This is a genomic window from Castellaniella sp. S9 (assembly GCF_027257175.1).
In the GTDB taxonomy this organism is placed as follows: Bacteria; Pseudomonadota; Gammaproteobacteria; order Burkholderiales; family Burkholderiaceae_B; genus Castellaniella.
In genome coordinates, this window is record NZ_JAPFGD010000002.1 from 252,555 (window position 1) to 264,950 (window position 12,396).

The window sequence follows — 12,396 nt, forward strand, 5'->3', positions numbered from 1 at the left end:
GACCTTCCACGGGTAAAACGCATAAAATACCGCAACGCGAATACAGAGGTGGCCATGAGCATCAAGAATGATCGCTGGATCCGGGAGGCGGCGCGTGCGGGCATGATCGCCCCGTTCGAGCCGGGGCAGGTGCGCGCGGTCGATGGGCGGCGCATCGTCAGCTACGGCACCAGCAGCTATGGTTACGACGTGCGCTGCGCGGACGAGTTCAAGATCTTCACCAACATCAATTCGACCATCGTCGATCCCAAGGCCTTCGACGAAAAATCCTTCGTCGATTTCCAGGGCGAAGTGTGCATCATCCCGCCCAATTCCTTCGCCTTGGCGCGCACCGTGGAATATTTCCGCATCCCGCGCAGCGTGCTGACGGTCTGCCTGGGCAAGAGCACCTATGCGCGCTGCGGCATCATCGTCAATGTCACGCCGCTCGAACCCGAATGGGAGGGCCACGTGACGCTCGAATTTTCCAACACCACGCCTCTGCCGGCCAAAATATACGCCGGCGAGGGCTGCGCCCAGATGCTGTTCTTCGAAAGCGACGAGGTCTGCGAGACCTCTTACGCCGACCGGGGCGGCAAGTACCAGGGACAACAAGGGGTCACACTGCCCCGCACTTAGGGCCGCCGGCCCAGGGTGAATCGCAATGAAATTTCGCTTTCCCATCGTCATCATCGACGAAGACTATCGTTCCGAGAACGCCTCGGGCTTCGGCATCCGGGCGCTGGCGGCGGCGATCGAGGCCGAGGGGGTGGAGGTCCTGGGGGTCACCAGCTATGGTGACCTCAGCTCTTTTGCACAGCAGCAAAGCCGCGCCAGCGCCTTCATCCTGTCGATCGACGACGAGGAATTTGACGAGGATTCGCCGGAGGACGTCGCCAACGCGATCAAGAACCTGCGCGCCTTCATCGGCGAGCTGCGTTTCCGCAATGAGGACATCCCCATCTACCTGTACGGCGAGACGCGCACCTCGCAGCACATCCCCAACGACATCCTGCGCGAGCTGCACGGCTTCATCCACATGTTCGAGGATACGCCCGAGTTCGTGGCGCGCCACATCATTCGCGAGGCGCGCGCCTACCTCGACAGCCTGCCGCCGCCGTTCTTTCGCGAACTGCTGGAGTACGCCTCGGACGGCTCGTACTCGTGGCACTGCCCCGGGCACTCGGGCGGTGTCGCCTTCCTCAAGAGCCCGGTCGGCCAGATGTTCCACCAGTTCTTCGGCGAGAACATGCTGCGCGCCGACGTCTGCAACGCGGTCGACGAGCTGGGCCAGTTGCTGGACCACACCGGTCCGGTGGCCGAGTCCGAGCGCAATGCGGCGCGCATCTTTCATGCGGACCATTGCTTCTTCGTCACCAACGGCACCTCGACCTCGAACAAGATCGTCTGGCATGCCAACGTGGCCGCGGGCGACGTGGTGGTGGTCGACCGCAACTGCCACAAGTCCATCCTGCATGCGATCACCATGACCGGCGCGATCCCGGTGTTCCTGCGCCCGACGCGCAACCACCTGGGCATCATCGGCCCCATCCCCCTCGAGGAGTTCGACCCCGAGAACATCCGGCGCAAGATCGAGGCCAATCCCTTTGCCCGCGAGGCGGCGAACAAGCGCCCGCGCATCCTGTCGCTGACGCAGAGCACCTACGATGGTGTGATCTACAATGTAGAGATGATCAAGGAAACGCTCGGCTCCGAGATCGACACCCTGCATTTCGACGAGGCCTGGCTGCCGCATGCGGCGTTCCACGAGTTCTACGAGGACATGCACGCCATCGGCCCCGACCGCCCGCGCAGCAAGGAATCCATGATCTTTGCCACGCACTCCACGCACAAGCTGCTTGCCGGCCTGTCGCAGGCCTCGCAGATCGTGGTGCAGGATTCCGAGGCGCGCGCGCTGGACCGCAACCTGTTCAACGAAGCCTTCCTGATGCACACGTCCACCTCGCCCCAGTACGCGATCATCGCGTCCTGCGATGTGGCCGCCGCCATGATGGAGCCGCCCGGCGGCACGGCGCTGGTCGAGGAAAGCATCCGCGAGGCCCTGGACTTTCGCCGCGCCATGCGCAAGGTCGAGTCCGAGTTCGGCAAGAACGACTGGTGGTTCAAGGTCTGGGGCCCCAACCGCCTCGTGGCCGAGGGCATCGGCAACCGCGAGGACTGGCTGCTGGCCTCGGGCGACGAGTGGCACGGTTTCGGCGACCTCGCCGAGGGCTTCAACATGCTGGACCCGATCAAGGCCACGGTGATCACGCCGGGGCTGGACATCTCGGGCACCTTCGCCGACAGCGGCATACCGGCCGCGCTGGTCTCGCGCTATCTCGTCGAGCACGGCGTGGTCGTCGAAAAGACCGGCCTGTATTCCTTTTTCATCCTGTTCACGATCGGCATCACCAAGGGGCGCTGGAACACGCTGCTGACGGCGCTGCAGCAGTTCAAGGACGACTATGACCGCAACCAGCCGCTGTGGCGCGTGCTGCCCGAGTTCAGCCGCTCGCACAAGCGCTACGAGCGCATGGGCCTGCGCGACCTGTGTCAGCAGATCCACGAGGCGTATCGCTATTATGATTTCGCGCGCCTGACCACGCGTGTCTATCTCAGCGACATGGTGCCCGCGATGCGCCCGGCCGATGCCTATGCGCGCATGGCCCACCGCGAGGTCGAGCGCGTGGCCGTCGAGGACCTCGAGGGGCGCGTCACCGGCGTGCTGCTCACGCCCTATCCGCCGGGCATCCCGCTGCTGATCCCGGGCGAACGCTTCAACCGCGACATCGTGGATTACCTGAAGTTCACCCAGGACTTCAATACGCGCTTTCCGGGCTTCGAGACCGACGTGCACGGCCTGGCCTATTCGCTCGACGAGCAGGGCCGGCGGCACTATTACGTGGATTGCATTCGCGAGGCCGAGTGACGGCCGTCTATGACGCGGCCGTGATCGGCGCCGGCGCCGCCGGCATGATGGCGGCCGGCGTGGCGGCGCAGCGCGGCCTGCGGGTGGCGTTGCTCGACCACGCCGCGCGCCTCGCTGAAAAGATCCGCATCTCGGGCGGCGGGCGCTGCAATTTCACCAATATCGGCACCACGCCCGCCAATTTCCTGTCACGCAATCCGGATTTCTGCCGCTCGGCCTTGCGCGCCTACACCCCGCGCGATTTCATCGAGCTGATCGAGCGCCACGGCGTGCGCTGGCACGAAAAGCACCGCGGGCAGCTGTTCTGCGACGATTCCAGCGAGTCCATCATCGAGGTGCTGCGCCGCGAGTGCGATGCGGGCGGGGTCCACTGGCGCATGCCGTGCGCGGTGCGTGCCGTCGCCTTCGAGGACGGGGACTATGTCCTGGACACCGCGCAAGGCCGCCTGCGCGCGCGGCAGCTGGTGCTGGCCACCGGCGGCATGGCGATCCCCCAGATGGGTGCGACCGACTTTTCCCTGTCCGTCGCGCGCCAGTTCGGCCTGCGGATCGTCGAGCCCCGGCCCGCGCTGGTGCCGCTGGTCTTCGACGCGCAGCAGTGGCGGCCTTTCGCCGCCTTGGCGGGCGTGGCCCTGGAGGTGGGCATGCGCGTGGCCCGCGAGGCTGCGGACCCGGAGGACACCCCCGCATCGCCGGCTGGGCGCCGCCGCGGGCGCCATGCCGCGCCCGGCTTCGTCGAGGACCTGCTGTTCACGCATCGCGGCCTGTCGGGGCCGGCGGTGCTGCAGATCTCCAGCTATTGGCGCCCGGGCGAGGCCCTTGCCGTGGACCTGTCGCCGCACGAGCCCATGGCCGACCATCTGCTGCGGCACAAGCACGGCGGCCGCCAACGCCTGGCGACGGTGCTGGCGCAGGCTTGGCCGCGCCGGCTGGCCGAATGCTGGCTGGCGCAGGCCGAGGGCCTGGGGGAACGCCGTGTGGCCGACGCCAGCGACCGCGACCTGCGCAACCTGGCGGCGCGCATCCATGACTGGCGCTTGCGGCCCACGGGCACCGCGGGCTACAAGAAGGCCGAGGTGATGAGCGGTGGCGTGGACACCGACGAACTGGACCAGCGCAGCCTGCAGGCGCGGCGGCGTCCCGGCCTGTACGTGGTGGGCGAGGCGGTGGATGTCACGGGCTGGCTGGGCGGATACAACTTCCAGTGGGCCTGGGCCTCCGGCATGGCCTGCGGGCGCGCGCTGGCGGCGGCCTGAGCCGGCGCGCCGGCAATGGAATGGAGGAAGCACATGAGCAAGCCCTTGTCCGGGATACGCGTACTCGAGATGGGACAGCTGATCGCCGGTCCCTTCGCGGCCAAGATGCTGGGCGATTTCGGCGCCGAGGTGATCAAGATCGAACCCCCCGGCCGGGGCGATCCCCTGCGGGGCTGGCGCCTGTTGCACGAGGGCACCTCGGTGTGGTGGCAGGTGCAGTCGCGCAACAAGCAATCGGTCACCCTGGACTTGCGCGATCCGGAGATCCAGGCGCTGGTGCGCCGCCTCGCGGCCGAGGTCGACGTGATCGTCGAGAATTTCAAGCCGGGCACGCTGGAGGGCTGGGGGCTGGGCTGGGAGGACCTGCGGCAGGTCAATCCGCGGCTGGTCATGCTGCGCGTGTCCGGCTACGGGCAGACCGGACCCTATTGCGACCGGCCCGGCTTCGGCGTGGTGGCCGAGGCCATGGGCGGCCTGCGCCACCTCAGCGGCGAACCCGGACGCACGCCGGTGCGGGTGGGGATCTCGATCGGCGATTCGCTGGCGGCCCTGCATGGCGTGATCGGCGTGCTGATGGCTTTGCGGGCCCGGGACCGGGATGGCGTGGGCCAGGTCGTGGACGTGGCCTTGTACGAATCCGTCTTCAACATGATGGAGAGCCTGCTGCCGGAATACGCCGTGTTCGGCGAAGTCCGCCAAGCGGCGGGCAGCAGCCTGCCCGGCATCGCCCCGAGCAATGCCTACCCGTGCAGGGACGGCAAGTACGTGCTGGTGGCGGGCAACGGCGACAGCATCTTCAAGCGCCTGATGCGGGTGATCGGGCGTCCCGACATGGCGGACGACCCGGCCCTGGGGAACAATGCCGGCCGCGTGGCCCAGGTGGCCCGCATCGACGAGGCGATCGGCCGGTGGACGGCCACCCGCGACCTGGAGGACGTCCTGGAGGCCCTGAACGCCGGCGAGGTCCCTGTCGGCAGGATCTACGACATTGCCGACATCGCCGCCGACCCGCACTACCGGGCGCGCGGCATGATCCTGGACGATGTCCTGCCCGACGGCACGCCGTGCCAGGTGCCCGGCATCGTGCCCAAGCTCTCGGCCACGCCCGGCGGCATCGACAGCCGGGCACCGGCCCTGGGCCAGCATACGGACGAGGTGCTCGAAGGTCTGGGCGTGGACGCCCGCACCCGCAGCGCCTGGCGTGCGCGCGGGCTGATCTAGCCGGCCCACCGATTGTTGCAAGGCCCGGTTTCAGGGTATGCTTAGCGTTTGCTGTCACCCGATGCGGGTGGGAGAGCGCCGGCTTCGCCGGCCGCCGAAGGCGCAATTCGCCCAGAATCGCTCAGGCCCCCGTACCATCCGCATGATGTTCGCCAGGGCGTGCATCGCAGCATTCTGGAGAGACTCGCGCCATTCGGGACGCGGGCGCCGAAGGTGAACCCCCATTGCGCGGGGCAACTCTCAGGCAAAAGGACAGAAGGGCGCTGCCGGCATTTTCGTGCCGCCCTGTTCCATTTCCTTTTCCGGAGTCCCCATGCCTTCGCACACCCCCTTGCACGCTGCCCACGTCGCCCTGGGCGCCAAAATGGTCGATTTCGGCGGTTGGGACATGCCGCTGGCCTACCGTTCCCAGCTCGACGAACACCACGCCGTGCGCCGCGCCGCCGGGGTCTTCGACGTGTCGCACATGCTGAACATCGACGTCACCGGCCCGGGCGCACTGGATTTCCTGCGCCGCCTGCTGGCCAACGACGTTGCGCGCATCGCCGGCCAGCCGGGCAAGGCCCTGTACAGCTGCATGCTGCGTCCCGACGGCGGCGTGATCGACGACCTCCTGGTGTATTTCTTCGCCGCCGACAACTGGCGGCTGGTGGTCAATGCCGGCACGGCCGACAAGGACTTGGCCTGGATGCGCGAGCAGGCGGCCGCCTGGGATGCCGACGTGGTGCTGGCGCCGCGCCGCGACCTGGCCATGCTGGCCGTCCAGGGCCCCCAGGCCCGCGAGATCGTCTGGCGCGTGCGCCCCGAGTGGCGGGCGGCGACCGAGGAACTCAAGCCCTTCATCGGCACGCGCATCGACGAGAGCACCCTGGTGGCGCGCACCGGCTATACCGGCGAGGATGGCTTCGAGGTGGTGCTGCCCGATTCCGGCGTCGAGGCCTTCTGGAACGCCCTGCTGGCCGCCGGCGTGCAACCCTGCGGCCTGGGCGCGCGCGACACGCTGCGCCTGGAGGCCGGCATGAACCTGTACGGTCAGGACATGGACGAGACCGTGCATCCCCTGGAATCCGGCCTGGCCTGGACGGTCTCGTTCAAGGATGCCGGCCGTGATTTCGTGGGCCGCGCGGCCCTCGAGGCGGCCGATGGCGCCCTCGACCTGGTCGGGCTGAAGCTCCTCGAGCGCGGCATCATGCGGGGCCACATGAAGGTCCGCACCGCCGCCGGAGACGGTGAAATCACCAGTGGCAGCATGTCGCCCACCATGGGAGTATCCATAGGCTTGGCGCGGGTACCCGCGGGCGCGCAGCCCGGCGACCGCGTCGAGGTTGAAATCCGCGGCAAGTGGCTGCCCGCCGAGGTGGTGCGGCCGCCGTTCGTGCGCAATGGCCAGGCCCTGGTCTGACTTCCGCCAACCGACAACACGCTCCATCCCTAACCAGCACCAATCCACTACGGGGTACATCATGTCCATTCCTTCCGATCGCAAATACACTTCCTCGCACGAATGGGTCAAAGCCGAGGGCGACGTCTTCCTGGTCGGCATCACCGACGATGCGCAGGACCAGCTCGGCGACCTCGTGTTCGTCGGTGATGTGCAGGTGGGCGCCCGGCTTGCCGCCGGCGACACCGCGGCCGTCGTCGAGTCGGTCAAGGCCGCCTCCGACATCTACGCGCCCGTTGCGGGCGAAATCGTGGCCTTCAACGAGGCCCTCAACGACCAGCCCGGCCTGATCAATGAGGCGGCCTACGACCAGTGGATCTTCAAGATCCGTCCCGACAACGCCGCCGACGTCGACGGCCTGCTGGATGCGGCCGCCTACGAGGCACAGGCCTGATCCGTCTTTCCGAACCGTAGCCCAGAGGTCTTACATGTTGCGCGACACCGACACGCATTCCGAATTCATCCCCCGCCACATCGGGCCTGCCGAGGACGATCAGCGCCTGATGCTCGAGGCCATCGGCGTGACCGACCTCGAGGCTCTCGTGCGCGAGGTGGTGCCGGCCAGCATCCTGTCCGAGGCGCCGTACCTCGACCTGCCGGGTCCTCGCGGCGAGGTCGAGGCACTGGCCGAGCTCAGGGCCGTCGCCGGGCGCAACCAGGTGCTGCGCAGCTACATCGGCCAGGGCTACTACGGCACCTACGTACCGCACGTGATCCTGCGCAACATCCTGGAAAATCCGGCCTGGTACACGGCATACACCCCCTACCAGCCCGAGATCTCCCAGGGCCGGCTCGAGGCGCTGCTGACCTTCCAGACCATGGTGGCGGACCTCGCCGGCCTGGACATCGCCAATGCCTCGCTGCTCGACGAGGGCACGGCGGCGGCCGAGGCCATGACCTTGGCGCGGCGGGTGTCGCGCGCCAAGACCCAGGCCTTCTTCGTGTCGTGCCATGTCCATCCGCAAACCCTCGAGGTGGTGCGCACCCGTGCCGCCGGACTGGACATCGAACTCATCGTGGGCGACGAGGCCGAAGGGCTGCCCGAATGCTTCGGCGTGCTGCTGCAGTATCCGCATAGCCTGGGCGGCATCGCCGACTATCGCGCGCTCGCCGACAAGGCCCATGACATGGGCGCCATCGTGGCCGTGGCGACGGACCTGCTGGCTCTGGCGCTGCTGGCGCCGCCGGGCGAGTGGGGGGCCGACATCGCCGTCGGCACGGCCCAGCGCTTCGGCGTGCCGATGGGCTACGGCGGCCCGCATGCCGGGTTCATGGCCTGCAAGGACGCCTACAAGCGCAACCTGCCGGGACGCCTGGTCGGGGTGTCGCAGGACGCGGCAGGCCGCCCGGCGCTGCGCCTGGCCCTGCAGACGCGCGAGCAGCACATCCGCCGCGAAAAGGCCACTTCCAACATCTGCACCGCTCAGGTGCTGCTGGCCGTCATGGCGGCCATGTACGCCGTGTGGCACGGCCCCGAAGGCATCGCACGCATCGCGCGCCGCGTGGCGGCGCACACGGCGCGGCTGAATACCGCCCTGCGCGCCATGGGCGCGACGGTACTCAACGACAGCTTCTTCGACACCCTGCACCTGCGCACCGGCGAACGCACCCAGGCGGTGCTGGACTCGGCGGTGGCCGGCGGCATCAATCTGCGCATCGTCGACGACGCCAGCGTGGCGGTCTCGCTGGACGAAACCGTGGTGGCCGAAGACCTGGAGGTTCTGGTCGGCGTGCTGGCCGAAGGTCTGGGCCTGGCCCGCGTCGCACCCGATTTCACGTCCGCCGGCGACGGCGTCCCGGCGGCTTGCCGGCGCGCCGGCCCCATCCTCTCGCATCCGGCCTTCTCGCGCATCCGCTCCGAGACCGACATGCTGCGCTACCTGCGCGAGCTGGCCGACAAGGATCTCGCCCTGGATCGCACCATGATCCCCCTGGGTTCATGCACGATGAAACTCAACGCCACGGCCGAGATGATCCCCATCACCTGGCCGGAATTCGGCGACATGCATCCTTTTGCGCCCGCGGGTCAGGCCCAGGGCTACCAGGAACTGATCGAGCGCCTGTCGTCCGCCCTGTGCGAGATCACCGGCTACGATTCGATCAGCCTGCAGCCGAACTCCGGCGCCCAGGGCGAATACGCCGGCCTGCTGGCCATCCGCGGCTATCACCACGCCAACGGTGAATTCCAGCGCAACGTCTGCCTGATTCCGGCGTCGGCCCACGGCACCAATCCGGCTTCCGCGCACCTGGCGGGCATGGACGTGGTGGTGGTGGCGTCGGACGACAATGGCAACATCGACATGGACGACCTGCGCGCGCGCATCGCCCAGGTCGGCGACCGGCTCGCGGCCCTGATGATCACCTATCCGTCCACCCACGGCGTCTTCGAGACCACGGTGACCGAGATCTGCGCGCTGGTGCATGACGCGGGCGGCCAGGTCTACCTGGACGGCGCCAATATGAACGCGATGGTGGGCGTGGCGCGTCCCGGGCGCTTCGGCTCGGACGTCTCGCACCTCAATCTGCACAAGACCTTCTGCATCCCTCATGGGGGCGGCGGACCGGGCGTAGGCCCCGTGGCCGTGCGCTCGCATCTGGCGCCCTACCTGCCGGGGATGGTCGGTCCCGACGGCCGCCTGCCCGCCGGACAGTCCGGTCCGGTGTCGGCGGCGCCCTACGGCTCGGCCAGCATCCTGCCGATCTCGTACATGTACATCGCGATGATGGGCGCCGAGGGCCTGCGGCGCGCCACCCAGGTTGCGATCCTGAACGCCAACTACCTGGCCAGCCGCCTGGCGCCGCACTATCCCATCCTGTATGCCGGCCCCAACGGCCGGGTGGCGCACGAGTGCATCCTCGACATCCGGCCCATCAAGGAGGCCAGCGGCGTCGGCGCCGAGGACATCGCCAAGCGCCTGATGGACTACGGCTTCCATGCGCCGACCATGAGCTTCCCCGTGGCCGGCACCCTGATGGTCGAGCCGACCGAATCCGAGGGCCTGGCCGAACTGGACCGCTTCGTCGAGGCGATGATCGCCATCCGCGCCGAGATCGCCTTGGTGGAAAGCGGCCAGCACGGCGCCGAGGACAACCTGTTGTGCAATGCGCCCCATACCGCGCAAACGCTGCTGGCCGCCGACTGGACCCATCCCTACACGCGCGAGCAGGCCGCCTATCCGGTGCCGGGCCTCGCCCAGCGCAAGTACTGGCCGCCGGTCTCGCGCGTGGACAATGCCTGGGGCGACCGCAACCTCGCCTGCGCCTGCCCGCCGATCTCGGAATACGCCGAGGCCCAGGCCGAGCCGGCCTGAACCCCACCCGCAAGGAAGCTGCCATGCCCTACATCAGCATCAAGATCACGCGCGAGGGTGCCACCGCCGAACAAAAGCGCCGCCTCATCGAGGGCGCTACGCAGCTGATGGTGGATGTGCTGGACAAGAAACCCCAGCAGACCTTTGTCGTGATCGAGGAAATCGACACCGACAGCTGGGGGGTTGCGGGCGAAACCGTCACCGAGCTGCGCCGGCGCGAGGCCGGCGCATCGGACTGATGCGCGTGCCGACCGACACGTTACGCTGATGCAGGGCTAACTCGCTCAGACTGGTTGCGGGCGTACAGCCCATACAATATGGCCTCGCCTTGCGGGATGAAGCGGGGCGCACATACTTGGACAGACTGACATGAATGCCTTGCCATTCCGGCTCAAGATGCTCCGGAAAAAGAATCGCTTGTCGCTGGATGCGCTTAGTCAAATGACAGGGGTGACGAAAAGCTATCTGTCAAAGCTGGAACGCGGCTTGAGCCAACCGTCCATATCAATAATTTTGAGGCTCGCTTCCGCGTATGGCTTGAGCGTCGCCGATCTTGTGGACGAGCGGATCAATGAGCCTGACGACATTACTATCGTGCGGAAATCAGAGCGCAGGTTCATACGGATTCCCGGAGAGGAGGGTGATGGCCTTGGCGAGATACGCTACCAGATACTTGGAAGTTCCAGCAACGAGTGGGCGCTAGCGCCTTTCATCGCTTTACCTCCCATGGAGTTTCCGCAGGAGGATGCGATCATGCCTCATGAAGGAGAGGAATTTATTTTCATCGTGCGGGGTGTTGTTGAAATCAAGATAGGCGATAGGATATTCAGATTGAATAGCGGTGATTCGATCCACTTTAATTCTGAATACCCGCATCGTTTCCGCTCTGTTGGCAAGAAGCCGGCTGAGGCGCTGGTTGTCACTCTTCGCGCTTAGGTGAAAGGGTGGCCTCAGATTCTATGAACAATCCATTTTTTCTTTGAACAGAGCTTCCATTTTTCGGCAGGCTGCGAGTAAAAATAGATCGGTATCCATGCCGGAGACGAACTGAACGGCGACAGGCAGGCCATTTTTCCCCAACCCGACTGGCAGTGTAAGGGCGGGCACGCCGAGCAGCGTCCAGATGCTGTTGAATATTGGGTCTCCGGTGCTCTGAATCAAAGGGGCTTCCCCTGGAGCGGCTGGCACCATCATTACATGGAAGTCCTTGCAGAAAACATCAAACTCGTTACGGGCTCGATGCAGAACTGCTCGTGCCTTCAGGTAATCTTCCGGCAGTAATTTCCAACCCAGCTCAAATTGGCTGCGGGTGCGCATTCCAAGCAGATCGCGCCTTGCCGCATCAAATTCAAAAGCATGGTTCCGAGCGACTTCGTAGGCCATCACCTGTCCATGCAGGTCGTTCAGAGAATCGAACCAGGCGGGTAACTCCACCTCCTCCACCTCGATATTTTCCCGCGACAGCCGTGCTCCAGCCCGCTCGAGGGCTGTGCGCTGTTCGGGTGCGGCTTGATGCCAGAATGGCGTTCGACACATACCGACGCGGAGGCGGGCGGGAACGGGTGGCGCCTGTACGGACTGCATGCCCTGCAAGACGCTCCACATGAGCAAATGATCATCGATAGTTCGCGTGATCGCCCCCAGCGTATCAAGGGAGGCTCCGATGGGTTTGATGCCATCAGGGGCAAATGTATTTAAAGACGGCTTGTAGCCGATGACTCCACAATAAGCGGATGGCCGAATGATGGAGCCCGCCGACTGAGTGGCGAGGGCAATAGGCACCTGGAAATCGGCCACTGCCGCGGCGGAGCCGCTTGATGAGCCGCCTGGTGTGTGGGATGGGTTGAGTGGGTTGGCCGTTTTATTTGGCTCGAACATGGCAAACTCGGTAGTCACCGTCTTGCCCATGATGATTCCGCCGGCGCGCGTCGCGAGCCCTATGCAAGCCGCATCACGCTGCGGCTGATGTCCCGAGTAGATTCGAGACCCATACTCTGTAGGGAAGTTCCGGGTGTCGATATTGTCTTTTATGCCGATGGGGATGCCATGCAGCAGACCCTTGGGGGGGGTGGCATCGCATTCACGCGCGGCCCGTAGTGCTTGCTCTCGATCGAAGCATACCCACGCGCCGACGATCGGCTCGCGCTTTTCAATTTGTGTCAGGCATGCCTCGACAAGCTCCACCGAGGAGATTTCGCGAGCTGCAATTGCTGCCGCGGCCTCGGTGGCGGACATTGTATTCAGAACCGACATTTTTTC

At 66.1% G+C, this 12,396-nt stretch carries 10 protein-coding genes and 2 riboswitches; of the genes, 9 read left to right on the plus strand and 1 reads right to left on the minus strand.

The annotated features are described in order from the left end of the window. The first annotated feature begins 54 nt into the window (after positions 1-54). The 9 genes from dcd (at position 55) to OOZ48_RS03945 (ending at position 11,073) form a co-directional block, all read left to right on the plus strand. A complete protein-coding gene (dcd, locus tag OOZ48_RS03905) occupies positions 55-618 on the plus strand; it encodes a dCTP deaminase (protein WP_269495878.1) in 564 nt (187 codons plus the stop codon). Positions 619-643: 25 nt separating this feature from the next. Next, complete coding sequence (locus OOZ48_RS03910) at positions 644-2,908, plus strand: arginine/lysine/ornithine decarboxylase (protein WP_269495879.1); 2,265 nt, start codon at positions 644-646, stop codon at positions 2,906-2,908. Further along, positions 2,887-4,164, plus strand: a complete 1,278-nt coding sequence (locus OOZ48_RS03915; RefSeq protein WP_442867519.1) for an NAD(P)/FAD-dependent oxidoreductase — start codon at positions 2,887-2,889, stop codon at positions 4,162-4,164. The genes OOZ48_RS03910 and OOZ48_RS03915 overlap by 22 nt, the downstream gene beginning before the upstream one ends. 33 nt (positions 4,165-4,197) lie before the next feature. Then, the gene (locus tag OOZ48_RS03920; protein ID WP_269495881.1) at positions 4,198-5,385 is read left to right on the plus strand and encodes a CaiB/BaiF CoA transferase family protein; all 1,188 of its coding nucleotides are present in this window, start codon (positions 4,198-4,200) and stop codon (positions 5,383-5,385) included. Between the two features lie 58 nt (positions 5,386-5,443). Next, a riboswitch (glycine riboswitch) is annotated at positions 5,444-5,532 on the plus strand. A gap of 17 nt (positions 5,533-5,549) precedes the next feature. Beyond that, a riboswitch (glycine riboswitch) is annotated at positions 5,550-5,651 on the plus strand. 47 nt (positions 5,652-5,698) lie between these two features. Continuing rightward, on the plus strand, positions 5,699-6,787 hold the full coding sequence (gcvT, locus tag OOZ48_RS03925) for a glycine cleavage system aminomethyltransferase GcvT (RefSeq protein ID WP_269495883.1): 1,089 nt from the start codon (positions 5,699-5,701) through the stop codon (positions 6,785-6,787). Positions 6,788-6,848: 61 nt separating this feature from the next. Beyond that, positions 6,849-7,220, plus strand: coding sequence for a glycine cleavage system protein GcvH (gene gcvH, locus OOZ48_RS03930; protein ID WP_269495884.1), 372 nt, complete (start codon positions 6,849-6,851; stop codon positions 7,218-7,220). 34 nt (positions 7,221-7,254) lie between these two features. Further along, positions 7,255-10,137, plus strand: coding sequence for an aminomethyl-transferring glycine dehydrogenase (gene gcvP, locus OOZ48_RS03935; protein ID WP_269495885.1), 2,883 nt, complete (start codon positions 7,255-7,257; stop codon positions 10,135-10,137). Between the two features lie 23 nt (positions 10,138-10,160). Next, the gene (locus OOZ48_RS03940; RefSeq protein WP_269495887.1) at positions 10,161-10,376 is read left to right on the plus strand and encodes a tautomerase family protein; all 216 of its coding nucleotides are present in this window, start codon (positions 10,161-10,163) and stop codon (positions 10,374-10,376) included. 130 nt (positions 10,377-10,506) lie between these two features. Continuing rightward, positions 10,507-11,073, plus strand: a complete 567-nt coding sequence (locus tag OOZ48_RS03945; RefSeq protein WP_269495889.1) for a helix-turn-helix domain-containing protein — start codon at positions 10,507-10,509, stop codon at positions 11,071-11,073. Positions 11,074-11,094: 21 nt separating this feature from the next. Here OOZ48_RS03945 and OOZ48_RS03950 read toward each other — a convergent pair whose 3' ends face one another. Beyond that, positions 11,095-12,390 (minus strand): amidase, encoded by a 1,296-nt coding sequence (locus OOZ48_RS03950; RefSeq protein WP_269495891.1) that lies wholly within the window; start codon positions 12,388-12,390, stop codon positions 11,095-11,097. Positions 12,391-12,396: the final 6 nt, after the last annotated feature.

Bases quoted from the DNA above. Each gene is read 5' to 3' on its own strand.
- OOZ48_RS03945 (WP_269495889.1), top strand. From the start codon at position 10,507: ATGAATGCCTTGCCATTCCGGCTCAAGATGCTCCGGAAAAAGAATCGC.
- OOZ48_RS03920 (WP_269495881.1), top strand. From the start codon at position 4,198: ATGAGCAAGCCCTTGTCCGGGATACGCGTACTCGAGATGGGACAGCTG.
- gcvP (WP_269495885.1), top strand. From the start codon at position 7,255: ATGTTGCGCGACACCGACACGCATTCCGAATTCATCCCCCGCCACATC.
- dcd (WP_269495878.1), top strand. From the start codon at position 55: ATGAGCATCAAGAATGATCGCTGGATCCGGGAGGCGGCGCGTGCGGGC.
- gcvT (WP_269495883.1), top strand. From the start codon at position 5,699: ATGCCTTCGCACACCCCCTTGCACGCTGCCCACGTCGCCCTGGGCGCC.
- gcvH (WP_269495884.1), top strand. From the start codon at position 6,849: ATGTCCATTCCTTCCGATCGCAAATACACTTCCTCGCACGAATGGGTC.
- OOZ48_RS03950 (WP_269495891.1), bottom strand. From the start codon at position 12,390: ATGTCGGTTCTGAATACAATGTCCGCCACCGAGGCCGCGGCAGCAATT.
- OOZ48_RS03910 (WP_269495879.1), top strand. From the start codon at position 644: ATGAAATTTCGCTTTCCCATCGTCATCATCGACGAAGACTATCGTTCC.
- OOZ48_RS03940 (WP_269495887.1), top strand. From the start codon at position 10,161: ATGCCCTACATCAGCATCAAGATCACGCGCGAGGGTGCCACCGCCGAA.